A 19,804-nucleotide genomic window follows, 5' to 3' on the forward strand; every position below is an offset into this window, starting at 1 on the left:
GGCACCGATGAATCCGTCCCGCCTGTTCATCCTGCGGCCGGTGGCCACCTCGCTGCTGATGGTGGCATTGCTGGTCGCCGGCTTTCTCGCCTACCGTCTGCTGCCGGTATCGGCGCTGCCCCAGGTCGACTATCCGACCATGCAGGTGGTCACCTTCTATCCGGGCGCCAGTCCGGAACTGACCACCTCGCTGATCACCGCGCCGCTGGAGCGCCAGTTCGGCCAGATGCCCGGCCTGGTGCAGATGAATTCGCTCAGTTCGGCCGGCGCGTCGGTGGTGACGCTGCGCTTCGGTCTCGACATATCGCTCGACACCGCGCAGCAGGAAGTGCAGGCGGCGATCAATGCCGCAAGCACGCTGCTGCCCAACGAACTGCCGGCGCCGCCGATCTACAGCAAGGTGAATCGGGCCGACGCGCCGGTCATGACGCTGGCAGTCAGTTCGAAAGCGGTGCCGCTGCACCTGCTCGAAGAGGCGGTGAGCAACCGGCTGGCGCAGAAGATTTCGCAGCAGTCGGGTGTCGGTCTGGTCAGCATTTCCGGCGGTCAGCGGCGCGCCGTGCGGGTGCGTGTGAATCCGTCCGCGGTCGCCGCCTACGGACTGAGCCTCGAACAGTTGCGCGCCGCAGTGGTGGCCACCAGTTCCAACCAGGCCAAGGGCAGTTTCGACGGCCCGACGCGTGCCACCACGCTCGACGCCAACGACCAGCTGCGCTCGGCCGACGAGTACCGGCGCAGCGTGATCGCCTGGAAGAACGGTGCACCGATCCGGCTGCAGGACGTCGCCGAGGTGGTCGACGGCCCGGAGAACCGGCTGCTCGCAGCCTGGGCCAACGAAACGCCGTCGCTCATCCTGAACATCCAGCGCCAGCCTGGCGCCAACGTGATCGACGTCGTCACCCGCATCAATGCGCTGCTGCCCGAACTGCAGGCCTCGCTGCCGGACGCGGTTGACGTGCAGGTGCTGACCGACCGCACCGAGTCGATCCGCACCTCGGTGCGCGACGTGCAGATCGAACTGGTGATGGCGGTGCTGCTGGTCGTCGCCGTCATCTTCGTGTTCCTGCGCAATGCGCGCGCCACCGTCATTCCGGCGATTGCGGTGCCGCTGTCACTGATCGGCACCTTCGCCGTCATGTATCTGGCCGGCTTCTCGGTGAACAACCTGACGCTGATGGCGATGGTGATCGCCGCCGGTTTCGTCGTCGATGATGCCATCGTGATGACCGAGAACATCGCGCGCCATCTCGAAATGGGCAAGGGCGCGATGCAGGCCGCGCTCGACGGCGCGAAGGAGATCGGCTTCACCATCATTTCGCTGACCGTGTCGCTGGTGGCGGTGCTGATCCCGCTGCTGTTCATGCAGGACGTGGTGGGCCGTCTGTTCCGCGAATTCGCGCTGACGCTCACCATCGCCATCCTGCTGTCGGCCGTCGTATCGCTGACGCTGACGCCGATGATGGCCGGGCGGCTGCTGAAGGCCGAGGGCGAACACGCGCACGAGGGCTGGTACGCCCGCCTGCTGGCCGGCTATTCACGCACTTTGCGCTGGGTGCTCGACCACCAGCGCCTGACGCTGATCGCTGCAGTCGCCACCTTCGTCGTGACCGCGCTGCTCTATCTGGCCGTGCCCAAGGGCTTCTTTCCGGTGCAGGACACCGGACTGATCCAGGGCATGTCCGAAGCCGAGCCGACCATTTCCTTCGCCGCGATGAGCACGCGCCAGCAGGCGCTGGCCGAGGTCATCCTGCGTGACCCGGACGTCGACAGCGTCAGTTCATTCATCGGTGTCGATGGCCAGAACCCGACGCTGAACACCGGCCGCATGCAGATCAGGTTGAAGCCGCTGTCCGAACGCAGCGACCGCGCGCCGGAGATCGCGCGACGGCTCGAAGCGGCGGCGCGCGAGGTGCCGGGCGTCGCGCTCTATCTGCAGCCGGTGCAGGACCTGACGATCGAGGACCGCGTCAGCCGCGCGCAGTACCCCTTCGTCGTGCAGGCCACCAATCACGAAGATCTGCTGGAATGGGTGCCCAGACTCGCGGCCGCGCTGCAGCAGTCGGATCGGCTCACCCAGGTCACGACCGATCTGGCCACCGGCGGCCTGCAGGCCTATGTGGACATCGACCGTGCCGCCGCCGCCCGCGTCGGCGTCACCGTCGCCGACATCGACGCGGCGCTGTACAACGCCTTCGGCCAGCGACTGATCTCGACCATCTTCACCCAGTCCAGCCAGTACCGCGTGGTGCTCGACGTGCAGCCGCAGTTCCAGATCGGCCCGGAGGCGATCGCGCAACTGCACGTGATGTCGGCCGACGGCCTGCAGGTGCCGCTGGGCACGCTGGTGCGCGTCGAGGAACGCCCGACGCTGCTGGCGATGGGCCGTCAGGGACAGTTCCCCGCCGCCACGCTGTCGTTCAACCTGCCGGACGGCGTATCGCTGGGCGAGGCGGTGGATGCGGTCGAGTCGATACGCGCGCAGCTCGGCATGCCGACGACGATGACGCTGAAGTGGGAGGGCGCGGCCGAGGCCTTCCGTGCTTCGCTCAGCGACACGCTGTGGCTCATTCTGGCCGCGGTGGTGACGATGTACATCGTGCTCGGCGTGCTGTACGAAAGCTATGTGCATCCGCTGACCATCCTGAGCACGCTGCCGTCGGCCGCCATCGGCGCGCTGCTGGCGCTGCTGCTGGCCGGTCACGCGCTCGACATGATTGCGGTGATCGGCATCATCCTGCTGATCGGCATCGTCAAGAAGAACGCCATCATGATGATCGACTTCGCCCTCGAAGCCGAACGCAACGAGGGCATGGCGCCGCGCGATGCGATCTTCCAGGCCTGCCTGCTGCGTCTGCGCCCCATCCTGATGACCACCGCCGCGGCGTTGCTCGGTGCGCTGCCGCTGGTGTTCGGTGGCGGCATGGGCTCGGAACTGCGCTTCCCGCTGGGCCTCACCATGGTGGGCGGCCTGCTGGTGAGCCAGGTGCTGACGCTGTACACGACGCCGGTCATCTACCTGGCTTTCGGACGGCTCTTCAAGTTGCGCCACACGGCCATCGATGCGACGGAGGGTGGGCGCGCATGAGTGCCTGGGCACTGCCCATCCGCCGTCCGGTCGGCACCGCACTGCTGACGGCGGCGATCGCGCTCGCCGGCGCGCTGGCTTTCCGGCTGCTGCCGGTGTCGGCGCTGCCGCAGGTCGACTTCCCGACCATATCGGTCAGCGCTGCCTTGCCGGGCGCCAGCCCCGAGGTGATGGCGGCGACCGTTGCGACGCCACTGGAACGCACGCTGGGCCGCATCGCCGGCGTCACCGAAATGACGTCCAGCAGTTCGCAGGGCAATACGCGGGTGACGCTGCAGTTCGACCTCGACCGCGACGTCGAGGGCGCGGCGCGCGACGTGCAGGCGGCGATCAACGCCGCGCGCGCCAGCCTGCCGACCAGCCTGCCGTCCAACCCGAGCTACCGCAAGGTGAATCCGGCCGACGCGCCCATCATGATTCTGGCGATCACGTCGGACACGGTGCCCATTCCGCGGCTGTACGACGTGGCCTCGACCGTGCTGGCGCAGAAGCTGGCGCAGATTCCGGGGGTCGGTGAAGTGGCCGTCGGCGGTGGTGCGCTGCCGGCCATCCGCGTGCAGGTCAATCCGGAAGCGCTGCACCAGAGCGGCCTGACACTGGCCGACGTGCGCAACCGCATCACCGAATCGAACGTGAACCGGCCCAAGGGCTTCGTCGAGGACGGCGAGCGCTACTGGCAGATCGAGGCGAACGATCAGGCGCGCCGCGCCGAGGACTACGTGCCGCTCATCCTGCGTCATACCTCGGGCGCAGTGCTGCGTCTGGGCGACGTGGCGCGGGTCGAGGATTCGGTGCAGGACGTGCGCAATCTCGGCCTGACCAACGGCAAGCCGACGGTGCTGCTGGTGCTGACCAAGCGACCGGGCAGCAACGTGATCGAGACGGTCGAGCGGGTGCGCGAACTGCTGCCGGAACTGGGCGCCAGCCTGCCGGCGGCGGCGCGCATGGAAGTGGCGATGGACAGTTCGGTCACCATACGCAGCGCGCTGCACGAGGTCGAGATCGCGCTGGTCATTTCGATCGCGCTGGTCATCCTGGTAGTGTTCCTGTTCCTGCGCAACGCGCGGGCGACGCTGATTCCGGCGGTCGTGGTGCCGGTATCGCTGGCCGGCAGTTTCGCCGTCATGTACCTGCTCGGCTTCAGCCTGAACAATCTGTCGCTGATGGCGCTGACCATCGCCACCGGTTTCGTCGTCGACGACGCGGTGGTGGTGATCGAGAACATCGCCCGTCACATCGAGCGCGGGCTGAAGCCCTTCGAGGCAGCGGTGGCCGGCGTGCGCGAGGTCGGCTTCACGGTGGTGGCGATCAGCCTGTCGCTGGTCGCGGTGTTCATCCCCATCCTGCTGATGGGTGGTGTGGTCGGCCGCCTGTTCCGCGAGTTCGCGCTGACGATGTCGGTGGCGGTGCTGGTGTCCATGGTGGTGTCGCTGACCGCGGCGCCGATGCTGGCGGCGCGCCTGCTGCGGCACAGCCCGGTCGAGCAGGAAGCGCGCTGGCAGCGCGCCCTCGGCCGCGTATTCGACGACCTGCAGATCGCCTACGCGCACAGCCTGGACTGGGCGCTGCGTCATACGCGCATCGTCATGCTCATCTTTCTCGGCGCCATCGCGCTGAATTTCTGGCTGTTCTCCATCGTGCCCAAGGGCTTCTTCCCGAACCAGGACACCGGGCGGCTGTTCGGCAGTCTGCGCGCCGACCAGAGCACGTCCTATCAGGCGATGACGAAGAAGATGGCGCAGGCCGTCGATGCGATCAGGAGCGACCCGGCGGTGGACAACGTGAGCGCCTTCACCGGCGGCGGGCGCGGCGGTGGCGCCAACAACGCGAGCTTCTTCGTCAATCTGAAACCGCTGAAGGAGCGCGGTGCGTCGGCCGAGCAGGTGATCGGCCGGCTGCGTGGCAAGCTGGCGCGCATCGAAGGCGTGCAGCTCTTCCTGGTGGCGGCGCAGGATCTGCGTGTCGGCGGCCTGCGCTCGTCCTCGCAGTACCAGTTCACGCTGACCGCCGACAGCCTGCGCGCGCTGCGCGAATGGGTGCCCAAGGTGCGCGACGCGATGCGCGACCTGCCACAGCTGGTCGATGTCGGCACCGACCAGGAAGACCGCGCTTCGCAGACGCGGCTGGTCTATGACCGCGACACACTGGCCCGTCTCGGCCTGACGCCGGGCATCGTCAATCAGGAGCTGTACGACGGCTTCGGCCAGCGCCAGGTGAGCACGCTGTATGAACCGCTGAACCAGTACAAGGTGGTGCTCGAAGTGGCGCCCGAGCGCGCGCAGGACTTGTCGGCGCTGGATTCGGTGCGGGTGGCCACCGCCGACGGTGGCCTGGCGCCGCTGGACAGTTTCGCGCGTGTCGAGCAGGGCGTCATGCCGCTGTCGATCGCCCACCTCGACGGTCGCGTGTCGACCACCGTGTCCTTCGGCACCGCCGAAGGCGTCACGCTGGCGCAGGCGATGGACGCGGTGCGCGCGGCGATGGCCGACATCGGCGTGCCGGCCAGCATCAACGCCGGCTTCCAGGGCTCGGCGCGCGCCTTCCAGCAGTCGCTGGACAACCAGCCACTGCTGATTCTGGGCGCCATCATCGCGGTCTATCTGGTGCTGGGCATCCTGTACGAAAGCCTGATCCACCCGCTGACCATCCTGTCCACGCTGCCGTCGGCCGGCATCGGCGCCATCCTCGCGCTGATGGCCTTCAACATCGAGTTCGGTCTGATCGCGGTGATCGGCGTGCTGCTGCTGATCGGCATCGTCAAGAAGAACGCCATCATGATGATCGACTTCGCGCTCGACGCCGAACGCACGCGCGGCCTGGAGCCGCGGGCGGCGATCCGCGAAGCCTGCCTGCTGCGCCTGCGCCCCATCCTGATGACCACGCTGGCCGCCATGGTCGGCGCGCTGCCGCTGGCCATCGGCTTCGGCGAAGGCTCGGAGCTGCGCCAGCCGCTGGGCATCGCCGTGGTCGGCGGTCTGGTGGTGAGCCAGCTGCTGACGCTGTACACGACGCCGGTCACCTATCTCTATCTCGAACGCTTCAGCCGCTTCTGCGGCCGCCTCATCGCGCGTACGCCGCGCCCGGTCTCGCCATGAACAAGATACTGCCGCTTCTTCTGGCCGCGCTGTTCGCCGGCTGCACCACGATAGGCCCGGACCACCAGCGGCCGGCCTTTGACCTGCCGCAGGACTACCGCGCCGCTGACGGCTGGAAGCCGGCCGAACCGGCCGACCATCTGCCGCGCGGCGACTGGTGGCGGGCCTACGGCGACCCGGTGCTGGACGAGCTGATTGCCCGCGCCGATCGTGCCAACCAGGACCTGCGCGTGGCGCTCGGCAATTACCGCCAGGCACGCGCCGCCGCGCAGCAGGCGCGGGCCGGCTTCCTGCCGGAGGTCGGGCTCAGCGCCTCCGCGCAGCGCAGCCGCAGCGCGGCGATACAGGGGCGCTCGGCCAACCAGTCGAACACCACTCAGCTCGGCCTCGACGCCAGTTGGGAAGCCGACCTGTGGGGCCGCATCGGCCGCGAGGTCGAAGCGGCCGGCGCCGAACTGCAGGGCAGCGCCGCCGACCTCGCGTCGGTGCGCCTGTCGCTGCAGGCAGAACTGGTGCAGAACTACTTCCAGCTGCGCGCCGCCGACAGCCAGCGCGCGCTGTATGCACGTACGGTCGCCGCCTACGAGAAGGCGCTGGAGGTGGCGCGCAATCGCGTCGCCGCCGGCGTCGCCACGCGCGGCGACGAGGCGAGCGCACTGGCCCAGCTTCGCGCAGCGCAGGCGCAAGCGGTCGATCTCGACCTGACGCGCACCCAGCTTGCCAACGCGATCGCGTTGCTGGTCGGCGAGGCGGCGTCCAGCTTTTCGCTGGCCGAAGCCGACTGGCAGAGCGCGCCGCCGGCAACCCCGGTGGGCCTGCCGTCGACGCTGCTCGAACGCCGCCCCGACATCGCCGCCGCCGAGCGCCGCGTCGCCGCGGCCAACGCCCGCATCGGCGTCGCGCAGGCGGCGTGGTTTCCGTCGCTGACGCTGAACGCCTCGACCGGCTACGCCGGTAACAACTTCGCGCAGTGGTTCAACGCGTCCAATCTGGTGTGGTCCTTCGGCCTGTCGCTGGCGCAGGCGGTGTACGACGGCGGCCGGCGCGACGCGCAGATCGAATCCGCCCGCGGCGCGCACGACGTGACCGTGGCCCAGTACCGGCAGACCGTGCTCGGCGCGCTGCAGGAGGTCGAGGACAACCTGAGCGCGCTGCGCCTGCTCGCCGACGAGGCCGCACTGCGAGAACAGGCCCTGGCCGCCGCGCGCGAAGCCGAGACGCTGGCGCTGAACCGCTACCGCGCGGGCACCGCCAGCTACACCGAAGTGGTCACCGCCCAGACGACCGCGCTCGACAACGAACGCAGCCTGATGCAGCTACGCGGCCGCCAGTTCTCGGCCAGTGCGCTGTTGAACAAGGCGGTGGGTGGCGGGTGGGAGGTGGCGGAGAGGTCCCCTTGACGGCTTCCTGGGTCTTGCCCTCAGGGCTCAATATCGGAAGGCGGCTTGTGGACGCTGCCCCGCAAAGGCAGAATCACGTCCATTGCAACGACGGACCTTCGCTGGCTGCGATCACGCAGCGAGCCCGGGCCGTCTTCCCGATGCGCTGAGACAACGATGCCCAACCTGAACATACAGAGCTTGAAGCTGCGGGACTACCGTTGCTTCGAGCGGATAGACATCGATTTCCATCCGCAGTTGACGGTACTGGTGGCGGCAAACGGTGCTGGAAAGACATCGATCCTGGATGCCGTCGCCGTCGCATTCGGGCCTTTCATCGGGGCTTTCGACGAGGCGGTCGGCAAGCACTTCGAAGCCAGCGATATCCGCCAGTATCGGGTGCGGGAATCACGGACGCATGAGATGGAGTATGCGGCTGGAGGCGTGCGTCTTGAAGCAAGTGGGAGCATACCGGGTAGCGCGATAGACAAGTTTCAGACGATGCTCAACAAGGCGTCTGAGTCCGACAGACGCCCTGCCACTTGGCGCCGCAGTCTCTCCGGCCCCACTAAATCCAAGACCACGATCAAGGATGCCAAGGAGCTGATCGAGTATGGCAAGCGCCTTCAGGAGGCTGTCCGCACTCCGGGCGGCAATGCTCTGCTGCCGCTCGTCGCCTACTACGGCACGGGTCGCTTGTGGCAGCAGAAGAAGCTCACCGAGAACAAGAAGATCGAACGGACATCCCGCACTGTCGGATATGCCGATTGCCTCGATCCGGCCTCCAGTTACAAGGCCTTCGTTGCCTGGTTCAGATACTGGAACCTGAACGCCAAAGAGGCCCGCATCATTGCCCAGGAAACCGGCCGGACGACCACCGCTACCGAGTTCGACGGATACATCCGATCGGTCGCCGCGGCCGTGAACACCTGTCTCGAACCCGTTGGCTGGAAAGATATCGAGTACTCGATATCTCGCGATGCGCTTGTCGCGCATCATGACCTGCATGGGGAGCTACCGGTCGAACTGCTCAGCGACGGCATAAGGAACATGATCGGCATGGTGGCCGACATCGCGTTCCGGACAACAAAACTCAACGGCCATCTGGGGAGTGCAGCGGCAAGCGAGACGCCTGGCATCGTCCTGATCGACGAAGTGGATATGCACCTGCATCCGGAATGGCAGCAGGTCGTGCTGCAGAATCTGATGAGGGCTTTCCCGCTGATGCAGTTCATCGTCACCACCCATAGCCCGCAGGTGCTGAGTACCGTGAGGCGCGAGAACATTCGTGTGATCGACGCGAGCGCCGATGGCAATACGGTCGCAGCAATGCCTATCGCTGCGACCTATGGCGAACCCAGCGGAGACGTCATGCATAGTGTGATGCAGGTTGACCCTCAACCCCCGGTGGCCGAGAAGGACGACTTGCTGCGCCTCACCGAGTGGGTGGATCAGGGGCGTTATCGAGACTCAGATGCAGTCGAGCTATTGAATCGGCTTAGTGCGCTTCTGGGCGAGCAGCACCCTCAACTGCAGCGCCTGCGTCGCAGCATACGGCGGCAGGAGGGCTTGAAGTCTTGAGGCCGGTCCGAAAGAGAGGAAGCGGTGGGTTTCATCTAGGGCAGGCACATGACAATCCACCTGCAACGCCTGAGCAAGCAACGAGTCGATGGCGGTCTTTTGGTCACAAGGAGGCCCTCAAGCAACGTTTGCTCGAAGAACAGTTCCAGCTCTGCTGCTACAGCGAGTTGCGCGCCGACGAAGAGGGGTTGGGCTACCACATCGAGCACATCGAGAACAAGAGGCAGAACCCGGCTCGGACCTTCGACTACGACAATCTGGCTGCCTGTGCGCTCGACAGTGCCAACGACTTGAGGGATGCCCGTTTGCAAGGAAAGGCGATGTTTGGTGGCCATGCGCCCGGGAAGCAACGTGCTTGCGAGGTAGAGCGCTTCATCTCTCCGCACTATTCCGACTGCAGTCGTTTCTTTGCCTACCTGTCGGATGGGCGTGTCGTTCCGTCTGCGGCACTCAATGCAGCCGAAGAGGACCGGGCGCGATACACCATTGAGCTACTCAACCTCAACAGTTCGTTTCTCGTCACGCGCCGTCGGCAATGGTGGGATGAACTGGACCATTTCTTTGAAGGCCATCGAGAGAAGGGCTGGAGTCTTTCCGATCTCGCGGCAATAGATCTGTTGCCCACAAATAGGAAGCTCAGCCGCTTCTTTTCCGTCACAAGACAGTTCTTCGGACCACTTGCTGAGCGAGTCTTGAGCAACAATGCGTCGGTGTTCGAATAGCCGGTTTTCGGACTACGACTCCGTCGCCCCCATCCAGTAGCACAGCAGCGGCGCCGGGATGCGCATGATCTGTGTGGCGACTGCGTCCTGAGCGGCGGGCAGGTCGCGCATCGGCCCGAAGTCATCCAGCGACTTGGTGACGACGTATCCGCGCGCGATGCGCTTGGACCGGCACAGTTCGATCAGGCCTTTCAGTTCGCGGGCGCCGGTGTGCTGGGCGCGGTACTTCACTTCGAAGGGAATGAGCTCGCCGCCGACCTCGGCGACGAGGTCAACTTCGTGATCGCGCTTGCCGCGCCAGTAGCTGAAGCGCACGTTCTGCGGGTAGTAGCGGGCAAACAGGTGCTTGAATACGGCCGTTTCGGTGGCTACGCCCAGTGCCGCCGCGTCTTCGAGTATGGCTTTCCCTCTCAGCATGACGGCTGGAGCGATCGCGGCGTCGGCGAGATAGATCTTGAAGCGTGCGCGCAGCACATCCTTGCCGTAACCGTGCGGAGGCAGACGGTAGATGAGGTGGGTGGCTTCGAGCAGTTCGATGAAGTGCTGCGCAGTGGGGCGCTTGACCTCCAGGTTGGCGCACAGGTCAACCATGTCGAGCAGCCCGCCGTCGTGCAGGCACAGGTAGAGAAAGGTGTGCTCGAGGTCGAGCACACGACGCACACCGAACAAGGCCGTCATGTCGCGCTTGAGCACTTTGTCGATGATGTCCTCGCGCAACAGCCGCTGTGCATGAGTGATGCTGTCGACCTGCGCGGTCTGCGGGAAGCCGCCGCGTACGAGGTACTCGTGGAAGTGGCCGACGTAGGCGCTCGCTCGCTCGGTGGTGCGGTAGAAGTCCGCCGGTGCCCAGTCGAACAGGTCACGCAGGCTGCGCAGCCGCGGCAGTTCGGGCAGCTGCAGGCGCTTGATCTGCAGATACTCATAGAACGAAAGCGTGGTCAGGCGGATGGTGTGCCAGCGACCCACGCCCGACTCCTGATCGGCCTCGACCAGAGGCATGGCAGAACCGGTGAACGCGATGCGCCGGTCCTTGCGGAAGTCGACCTGATGCTTGACCCATGTTCCCCAGTCGCGGATGAACTGGGCTTCGTCGAGCAGCAGGTATTCCGGCCCTTCGGCTCGCGGTTCGCGTTCGCGCCAGGCGTCGATGACGGCGTCGATGCCGGCCAGTTTCAGCACGGGGTGGTCGAAGGTGGCGTAGAGGACGTTGGCCGCGGGCACCCCCGCGCGCAGAAGAGCATCGGCCGCCTGCAGCAGCAGCGTGGTCTTGCCGATCTGCCGCGCGCCCGAGAGCAGTACGGCGCGCGGGGCGGGTGGCGTCGCCATCCATTCGTGCAGTTCGCGGAAGGCGGCGCGCCGGAACGATGGCAGGTCCGAGATCGGTTCGCCTCGCCACCAGGGATTGAACTGGGCGAGAACGGCAACAAGCTCTTCTTTTGATACCCTCACGATGGAAATTCTGCCTGCGTGATTTGATTAGTTAAAGTGTAGTTTATCAAAAGACAAAGTCGAGCATCATTCGGGTTTCCAATCCGCTATTCGACGGGTTGGAGGCCCCGGGGTCTGCTCACCCACCCTCGCCCCCGGGTTCCGAGTGAAAGAGATTTCGCGCCGGTCCCAGGGGCATCCCCATCGACCTCTTCAGTGGCGAGGTTAAGTGATGAGTCGACGGGGCCGACCTGATGTGTTCTCGTGGAGGGGAATGGCGTTCCAGGCGGATGTCCGCGGGCTTCCGTTCGTCGCCCAGTCCGGCCCCATCGCTTCTCCTCGTGCCAGACTGAAACGGGTCGTGTCGCGGCGCAGGTCTTTTCGCCACAACATGGTCGCGTCGTGATGCAGTCGAAGATGAATTGCATAGCTTGTGAGCATAGAATCCTGAAATTGCCTTTCGGGAGAATGCGTTGCTGCGTCACCCTCTCGCCCTTTCAGTGCGCCGTGCGCTCCTTCCGGGCGCTGTGCTGCTTTGTGGCACGCCGGCGCTGGCCGCCGATTTCGCCTACGAGGTGCGGCCCGGCGACAACCCCTGGAATCTGACCCAGCGCTACCTGAAGGACATTTCCTACTGGCCGCGCATCCAGCAGTACAACCGGATCAGCGAACCGCGCCGGATGGTGCCGGGCAGCCGGCTGCTGATTCCCGAACAGTGGCTGCGCCTGCAGACGCGCGAGGTGCGCATCGATGCGGTGCGCGGCGACGTGACCATTGCCGTTGCCGACGGCCGCACTCGCCTCGCCCAGGCCGGCGACAAGCTGGAGCCGGGTTCGCGGCTGGTGACCGGCGAGGCGGGCAGCGTGGCGCTGGCCTTTGCCGACGGCAGCCGCGTCCAGCTGCGTCCGCGCAGCGAACTGGGCGTGCAGCAGTCGGCCGATTTCGCCGCCGGCGCGGGTTCCTGGGTCCGGCTTGAACTGCTGCGCGGCTCGGTCGACAGCCTGGTGGCGCCGCGCAGCGGGCCGGCCGGCCGCTTCGAGATCCAGACGCCGGCGGCGGTGGCGGCGGTGCGCGGCACGCAGTTCCGCGTCCATGCCGACGAACGCAGCGCGCGCAGCGAAGTGCTCGAAGGCCGCGTCTCGTTCGGCAATGAGGCGGGCAGTCAGGCGCTCGACGCAGGGCAGGGCGCGTCGGCGCAGGCCGGCCAGGCGGTGACGCCGCCGCGAGCCCTGCTGCCGGCGCCGGCGGCGCAGCCGCTGTTCGCCGACCGCCTGCCGATCAATCTGCCGTTTCCGGCGCTCGAAGGCGCTGGCGCCTACCGGGTGCAGGTGACGGCCGACGGCCGTTTCGACACCGTGATGTCCGACCGTACCGGCGACCGTCCGGCGGTCGTCGTCGCCGATCTGCCGGATGGCGACTACCGCCTGCGCGTGCGCGGCATCGACGCCGACGGCTTTGAGGGACGCGATGGCGAATGGGCGCTCACCGTGGATGCACGGCCGGAGCCACCGGTGCTGGTCGAACCGGCACCGGAGGCGCGCGTCAGCGACGAACGGCCGCAGTTGCGCTGGAGTCGTGCCCGCCCGGATGAAAGCTGGCGTCTGCAGATCGCCGACAATCCAAGGTTCGACGCGCCACGCGTCGATCGCAGCGATCTGAGCGAACCGGTCTTCCGCCCGGACGATGCGCTGCCACCCGGCATCTATCACTGGCGCATCGCCAGCCGCAATCCGGACGAGGGTGTCGGTCCGTTCAGCGACGCACAGACCTTCCGCCGCCCGCCGCCCGGCCCGGCGATGGAAGCGCCGCAGGTCGGGCCCGAGGGCCTGGCCCTGCGCTGGCGTGATGCAGGCGAGGGCATGCGCTACCAGATCCAGATCGCCCGCAGCGAGGACTTCGCCGCGCCCGAGGTCGATGCGCAGACCGATCGCCCTGCGTGGCTGCTGCGCGACGCGCAGCCCGGCACCGTGTACCTGCGCGTGCGCAGCCTCGCGGCCGACGGGTTCGAGGGCGACTGGGCACCGACACAGGCGATCACGGTGCCGGAGCCCGAGCCGGCTTTCCGTGTCTGGTGGCTGCTGCCTTTGCTGCTGCTGATCTGAGCGTGCCGACCATGACCGGGCCCTTCGTCGTTTTGACACCTTTGACGGACGCCCGGGCATGAGCACCGGACAACGTCTTCTCAGCGCGCTGGGCGACCGCTATCGGCTGCCCTGGCTGTTTGCGCTGCTGGTGATCGCTGCGCTGTACGCGAAGACGCCGATGTCGGTGGCCCGGCTCGACCTGTTGTTGCACGACCTGTTGAGCGTCGAATTGCTGGCCGGCCCGCCGAGCGGCGGCAGCGTCGATACCCAGGCGCCGCTGGTGATCGCCATCGACGACGCCAGTCTGGCGGCGCGCGGTCCCTGGCCCTGGCCGCGCGAACGCCACGCCGAACTGGTGGACCGGCTGTCGAGCGCTGGTGTGTCCGGCATCGGCTACGCGGTCATGTTCGCCGAGCCGTCTGCCGACGATCGGGGCGATGCGGCGCTGATCGACGCGGTGAGGCGTGCCGGCAATGTCGTGTTGCCGGTGGCGCCGGTGGCGTCGGCCGGTGGCGGTGTCGGCACGCTGCAGCCCTGGCCGGCGCTGGCCGATGCGGCGGCACGGCTGGCGCACGTCGATGTCGAGGTCGATGCCGATGCGCTGTCGCGCCGGGTGTTTCTGGAAGCGGGTGCCGGCAGTCCGCAATGGCCGGCGCTGGCCTGGGCGCTGATCGACGTGTCGCGCAAGTCGCGTCCGCTGTCCGGCATAGGCGGTCGGCGCGGAGCGGCGGAACCGGCGGCGGGGTCGTGGGTGCGCGATCACGAGGTCATCGTGCTGCCTGGCGGCGGCTGGCCGGTCGCTCACGTGTCGGCCAACGACGTGCTGGCCGGCGCGGTGTCGCCCAATCTGCTGCGCGGGCGCAGCGTGCTGGTCGGCGTCACCTACACCGGCTCGGGCAACGCGCTGGCCACGCCGGCCTCGGCCTTGGCGGCGCCGATGCCGGCCGTCGATTTTCATGCGCGCGCTTACTCGGCGCTGCGCAACGACCGCTATTCCACCCAACTCGCACCGGTGTGGAGCCTGCCTGCGGCGCTGTGCGTGCTCGCCGCGCTGTGGCTGCGCCGCCCGCATGCACGGCTGCGCGACATGCTGCTGGTGGCCGGCGCGCTGACCGTGCCATTGCTCATCAGCGTCGTGCTGCTCGCGCTTGCACGGCTATGGCTGGCGCCAGCCGCGGTGATGATCGGCCTGTCGGCCGGCGCGCTGATGTGGGTGTCGATCCGCACCGTCGATCTGGCGCAGCGCCTGAAGCAGGCCAACGCGCGGGCGCACGCCACGCTGTACGCGATTTCCGATGCCGTGCTGCAGTTCGACAGCGCGTTGCGGCTGCGCTATCTGAATCGCAAGGCGGAGGAGTTGTGCGCCTGTCGGCTGGCCGAGGTGCGCGATCGGGGCCTAGAGGGGCTGCCTGCCATCGAGGGCGCGCTGCGCGAGCTGCTGCAGGATCTGCTCTGCCGCTGCCGTGATGAGGCACGAGCGCAGATGATGCCGGGCCACGTGCTGATGCCTGCTGGCCGGTTTGGTCCGGCGCGCGCCTTGCGCCCGAGCGCCAGCCCGCTGTTCGGCATGACGGGGCGGGTCGATGGCGTGGTGCTGGTGCTGAACGACGTCAGCGACACCGTGGCGGCGGCAGACAAGCTGGCGCATCAGGCCACGCACGACGCGCTGACCGGTCTGCCCAACCGCGTGCTGCTGCGCGACCGCCTGCGGCAGGCGCTGGCGCAGCGCGACGCCGGCATGGTCGCCGTGCTGTTCGTCGATCTCGACCGTTTCAAGCGCATCAACGACAGCCTCGGCCACCAGCAGGGCGACAAGGTGCTCACCACGCTGGCCAGCCGCCTGCGCACCGTCTGCCGGGTCGGCGACACGGTTGCGCGCTGGGGCGGCGACGAATTCATGATCATCCTGCAGGGGCTGGCCGACCGCGACGCGGTGGCGCGGGTGGCGGCCAAGGTGATGCAGGCGGTCGGTCAGACCATCACGCTCGACGACGTCGACTTCCGCTTTTCTTGCAGCATCGGCATCGCCATCGCGCACGAGGACAGTGACGACGCCGACGTGCTGTTCGCGATGGCCGATACCGCGATGTACCGCAGCAAGTCGCAGTCGGGTGCGGCCATCCACTTCTACGCGCACGACATGAGCGCCGGCACGCGCGACTGGATCGAGCTGGAATCGGACCTGCGCCATGGCCTCGACGAGGGGCGCTTCGAAGTGCACTACCAGCCGCAGTACGAGCTGGCGACCGGCAAGCTGGCTGCCTTCGAGGCGCTGCTGCGCTTCCGTCGCCGCGACGGACAGCTGCTGTCGCCCGGCGACTTCATCGCGGTCGCCGAGGAGTCGGGCCTGATCGAGGGCATCGGCGAGTGGGTACTGCTGCAGGTGACGCAGCAGATCGCCGACTGGTCGAAGCAGGGGCTGGCGGTGGTGCCGGTGGCGGTCAATGTGTCGGCACGCCAGTGCCTCGGGCGCTCGCTGGTCCGACGGGTCGAGAATGCGCTGCGCCAGTCGCGCATCGCGCCGTCGCTGCTGCGGCTTGAACTGACCGAAAGCACCGCGATGGGTGACGTCGACCACGTCGCCACGCTGCTGGCCGACATCCGCGCGCTGGGCGTGCACCTGTCGGTGGACGACTTCGGTACCGGCTATTCGTCGCTGTCCTACCTGAAGCGCTTCCCGATCGACGAACTGAAGGTGGACCGCTCCTTCGTGCGCGATCTGGTGGGCGATGCCGACGACGCGGCCATCGTGCGCGCGACGATCGCGCTGGCGCATGGGCTGGGCATGCGCGTCGTGGCCGAGGGCGTCGAGAACGTCGAACAGCTGAACATGCTGGCCGCCCAGCAGTGCGACCTGGTGCAGGGCTATCTGTTCTCGCAGCCGGTGCCCTCCGACCTGGTGGTCGGCGAAGGGCTGCTCGGTGCGCCCGAGGGGCAGGGACGCACGCTGCGGCTGATCCGCTCCTGAGGCGCGGATCAGCCGGGGCGGCATCAGGCCGACGGCTTCTTGCTGCGCGAGGCCGCCGGTTTGGCAGCGCTTTTTGCTGCGGGTTTGGCGGCCGTTTTTGCAGCGGGTTTTGCCGCCGGTTTCGCCGCGGCCTTCGGTGCCGCCGCCTTCGGGGCGCTTGCCGGCTTGGCGGCCGGAGCCGCCGCGGCTGCCGCCGCTGCGGCCGCAGCCGGTGCCTTGGCGGCCTGGCTGGCGGCCGTGCCGAACTGCTGGAAGGCGGTGCGCGCGACAGTGCTGATCTGTTCGAAGGCCTGACGTGCCGTGTCCATCGCGTCCTGCATGGTGCCCATCGACTGCTGGCTGCTGATCGGCATGCCGGCCAGCATCTTGCGCAGGCTGTCCATCAGGTCGGAACCGCCGCTGTTCAGCTGTTCCCCGACCAGGCGGCCGAATTCGGCCTGGGTTTCCGCGGTGATCTCGGCAATCTGGCGCGCACAGCCGAGCATTTTCTCGGTGGTGTTGCGCGCAAGCCGGGCGCGCAGCTCGACCTGTGCCGCCGGCTCGCGCGTTTCCGTCACGGCGCGGGCGTTGTTGACGCTTTCCTCGAACAGAGCGCGGGCGGTATCCACCTGCAGTTGCATGATGCGCTGCGAGTTGTCCATCGACAGCTGTGCCAGACGCATGGCCGCCTCGATGTTCTTCTTCTGCAGTTCCGACATCTGTTCAGTTTTGTTCATCGCGAGACTCCTCGGTGGGGGAAACAGGATTGTGCCGCCACAGACCGGACAGTGCCATGACACGGTCGGCAAAGATGGCAGGGTGCATGGTGCGCAGCGCCGGTGACAGGCGGGGCGTGAAGTCCATGTGGGCGAGCACGTCGCGCGCCGGGTCGATGCCGGGCGCGACCTCGATCAGTTCGATGCCGTCGTCGGCCAGCCTGAACACGGCGCGCTCGGTCACGTAGAGCACCTGCTGCCCGCGGCGCCGCGCTTCGCGACCGCTGAAGGTGCGGTGCTCGACCGTCTGCACGAACTTGCGGCTGTTGCCTTCGGCATGGATGACCAGGGCGCCCTCGCGTACCGCGATGTCGGCGGCGCCCGCGGTGAAGCTGCCGACGAACACCAGCCGGCGCGCGTTCTGCGAAATGTTGATGAAGCCGCCGGCGCCGGCCAGCCGGTGGCCGAAGCGCGACACGTTCACATTGCCTTCGGCGTCGGTCTGCGCCATGCCGAGGAAGGCGACATCCAGCCCGCCGCCGTCGTAGAAGTCGAACTGGTAGGGCTGGTCGATCACCGCCTGGGTGTTCACCGCAGCGCCGAAGTCGAGGCCGCCGGCCGGTATGCCGCCGATGACGCCCGGCTCGGCAGTCAGCGTGACGGCGTCGATCAGGCCTTCTTCGGCCACCACCGAGGCGACGCCTTCCGGCATGCCGATGCCCAGATTGACCACATTGCCCGGCTGCAGCTCGAAGGCGGCGCGGCGGGCGATCACCTTGCGCACATCCAGCGCCATCGCCGGCAGCGCGTCGGCCGCCAGTCGCGCCTCGCCGGAATAGGCTGGGTTGTAGGCGGTGGCGAAGGTCTGGTGGTGGTGTTCAGTCGGCGACACGACGACGCAGTCGACCAGCACGCCCGGCACCTTGACCTGGCGCGGGTTCAGTTCGCCGCGCCCGACGGTGCGCTCGACCTGCACGATGACCAGGCCGCCGCTGTTGTGCGCCGCCATCGCCACGGCCAGCGCTTCCTGCGTCAGCGCCTCGCGTTCCATCGTCACGTTGCCGTCCGGGTCGGCGGTGGTGCCGCGCACGAGCGCGACGTCGATCGGGAACGCCTTGTAATAGAGGAAGTCCTCGCCGTCGATCTGCATGCGCCGCACCAGATCGGTGGTGGTGGCCGCATTGATCTTGCCGCCGCCGTGCAGCGGATCGACGAAGGTGTCCAGCCCGACTCGCGTAAGCTGGCCCGGCCGGTGCGCGGCGATGTCGCGGAACAGCTGGGAAATGACGCCCTGCGGCAGGTTCCAGGCTTCGATCTGATTGCTCACCGCCAGCGCCTGCAGCCGCGGCACCAGACCCCAGTGGCCGCCGATCACGCGCTTCACCAGCCCGGCGTGACCGAAGTGGTTGAGACCGCGATGCTTGCCGTCGCCCTGGCCGGCGGCGTAGACCAGGGTGAGGTCGCGCGGCGCGCCGCTGTCGAGGAAGCGCTGTTCGACGGCGATGGCGAGGTGTTCGGCGAAGCCGATGCCGACGAAGCCGGTGGTGGCCAGCGTGGCGCCGTCCGGGATGCGCGCCACGGCCTCGGCTGCGCTCATGATCTTGCTGCGGGTGTGCGGCATGTGGGACGACTCGGGCATCGGAAGCTTGTGGCGTGCGATGACGTCACTTTACCGGACGTCGACGCCGTATTTGACCCGCATCAAGCGTTTGCCGGTTGAAAAGCGGATCGTTCGCCCCAGATAGCGTCCAGACAAAGTTCACGGAGGCGTTCATGCGTTTCGACAAGCTCACCACCAAGTTCCAGCAGGCGCTGGCCGATGCCCAGAGTCTGGCGGTCGGCCGCGACCATCAGTACATCGAGCCCGCTCACCTGATGCTGGCGCTGCTCAACCAGGACGACGGCGCCACTGCGTCGCTGTTGCAACGCGCCGGCGTCAATGTCGCGCCGCTGAAGAAGGCGGTCGAGGACGCGCTGTCGCGCATCGCCACCGTCGAGGGCCACGGCGGCGAGGTGCAGATCGGCCGCGATCTGACCAATCTGCTCAATGTCGCCGACCGCGAGGCGCAGAAGCGCGGCGACCAGTTCATCGCTTCCGAAATGTTCCTGCTCGCCGCCACCGCCGACAAGGGCGATCTGGGCCGCCTGCTGAAGCAGGCCGGGCTGGAGCGCGCCGCGCTGGAAAAGGCGGTCGAACAGGTGCGCGGCGGCTCGTCGGTCGGTTCGGCCGAAGCCGAAGGCTCGCGCGAGGCGCTGAAGAAGTACTGCATAGACCTGACCGAGCGCGCCGCCGCCGGCAAGCTCGACCCGGTGATCGGCCGCGACGACGAAATCCGCCGCGCCATCCAGATCCTGCAGCGGCGCACCAAGAACAATCCGGTGCTGATCGGCGAGCCCGGCGTGGGCAAGACCGCCATCGTCGAGGGGCTGGCGCAGCGCATCGTCAATGAAGAGGTGCCGGAGACGCTGAAGGGCAAGCGCGTCCTGGTGCTCGACATGGCCGGCCTGCTGGCCGGTGCCAAGTACCGCGGCGAGTTCGAGGAGCGGCTGAAGAGCGTGCTGAACGAGGTGGCCAAGGACGAAGGCCGCATCATCCTGTTCATCGACGAAATCCACACCATGGTCGGTGCCGGCAAGGCCGAGGGCGCGATCGACGCTGGCAACATGCTGAAGCCGGCGCTGGCGCGCGGCGAACTGCACTGCATTGGCGCCACCACGCTGGACGAGTACCGCAAGTACATCGAGAAGGACGCCGCGCTGGAGCGCC

General features: G+C 67.4%; 11 protein-coding genes. 8 read left to right on the forward strand and 3 right to left on the reverse strand.

Translation table 11 applies throughout. From position 1 onward, the window contains the following. The first annotated feature begins 7 nt into the window (after positions 1-7). The 5 genes from IV112_RS14975 to IV112_RS14995 all read left to right on the forward strand — a co-directional run bounded on the left by IV112_RS14975 (position 8) and on the right by IV112_RS14995 (position 9,862). The gene (locus IV112_RS14975) at positions 8-3,085 is read left to right on the forward strand and encodes a multidrug efflux RND transporter permease subunit (RefSeq protein ID WP_304004560.1); all 3,078 of its coding nucleotides are present in this window, start codon (positions 8-10) and stop codon (positions 3,083-3,085) included. After that, positions 3,082-6,180: a multidrug efflux RND transporter permease subunit gene (locus IV112_RS14980; protein WP_304004563.1), complete on the forward strand. Its 3,099-nt coding sequence runs from the start codon at positions 3,082-3,084 to the stop codon at positions 6,178-6,180. The genes IV112_RS14975 and IV112_RS14980 overlap by 4 nt, the downstream gene beginning before the upstream one ends. Then, positions 6,177-7,580, forward strand: a complete 1,404-nt coding sequence (locus IV112_RS14985; protein ID WP_304004566.1) for an efflux transporter outer membrane subunit — start codon at positions 6,177-6,179, stop codon at positions 7,578-7,580. Before IV112_RS14980 ends, IV112_RS14985 begins: the two co-directional genes overlap by 4 nt. Before the next feature lie 156 nt (positions 7,581-7,736). After that, positions 7,737-9,140, forward strand: coding sequence for an AAA family ATPase (locus IV112_RS14990; protein WP_304004568.1), 1,404 nt, complete (start codon positions 7,737-7,739; stop codon positions 9,138-9,140). Continuing rightward, entirely contained in the window at positions 9,137-9,862 is a 726-nt protein-coding gene (locus IV112_RS14995; protein ID WP_304004569.1) for a retron system putative HNH endonuclease, read from the forward strand. The genes IV112_RS14990 and IV112_RS14995 overlap by 4 nt, the downstream gene beginning before the upstream one ends. Positions 9,863-9,874: 12 nt before the next feature. Here IV112_RS14995 and IV112_RS15000 read toward each other — a convergent pair whose 3' ends face one another. Beyond that, positions 9,875-11,311, reverse strand: coding sequence for an ATP-binding protein (locus tag IV112_RS15000; protein ID WP_304004571.1), 1,437 nt, complete (start codon positions 11,309-11,311; stop codon positions 9,875-9,877). A gap of 452 nt (positions 11,312-11,763) precedes the next feature. Here IV112_RS15000 and IV112_RS15005 point away from each other — a divergent pair, with 452 nt between their 5' ends. Both IV112_RS15005 and IV112_RS15010 read left to right on the forward strand, forming a co-directional pair. Next, the gene (locus tag IV112_RS15005; RefSeq protein ID WP_304004573.1) at positions 11,764-13,392 is read left to right on the forward strand and encodes a FecR domain-containing protein; all 1,629 of its coding nucleotides are present in this window, start codon (positions 11,764-11,766) and stop codon (positions 13,390-13,392) included. Between the two features lie 58 nt (positions 13,393-13,450). Beyond that, the gene (locus tag IV112_RS15010; protein WP_304004576.1) at positions 13,451-16,342 is read left to right on the forward strand and encodes an EAL domain-containing protein; all 2,892 of its coding nucleotides are present in this window, start codon (positions 13,451-13,453) and stop codon (positions 16,340-16,342) included. Between the two features lie 23 nt (positions 16,343-16,365). On the opposite strand, the gene IV112_RS15015 is transcribed toward IV112_RS15010, so the two are convergent. Both IV112_RS15015 and IV112_RS15020 read right to left on the reverse strand, forming a co-directional pair. Further along, a complete protein-coding gene (locus IV112_RS15015; protein ID WP_304004579.1) occupies positions 16,366-17,058 on the reverse strand; it encodes a phasin family protein in 693 nt (230 codons plus the stop codon). Beyond that, positions 17,045-18,634, reverse strand: coding sequence for an acyl CoA:acetate/3-ketoacid CoA transferase (locus IV112_RS15020; RefSeq protein ID WP_304004581.1), 1,590 nt, complete (start codon positions 18,632-18,634; stop codon positions 17,045-17,047). Before IV112_RS15020 ends, IV112_RS15015 begins: the two co-directional genes overlap by 14 nt. A gap of 176 nt (positions 18,635-18,810) precedes the next feature. Between IV112_RS15020 and IV112_RS15025 the strand changes: the two genes are divergently transcribed. After that, positions 18,811-19,804, forward strand: a 994-nt coding sequence (locus tag IV112_RS15025; protein WP_304004584.1) for a Clp protease N-terminal domain-containing protein, incomplete at its 3' end; no start/stop codon positions are given.

The organism is Methyloversatilis discipulorum (assembly GCF_018780585.1).
Classification (GTDB): Bacteria; Pseudomonadota; Gammaproteobacteria; order Burkholderiales; family Rhodocyclaceae; genus Methyloversatilis; species Methyloversatilis discipulorum_B.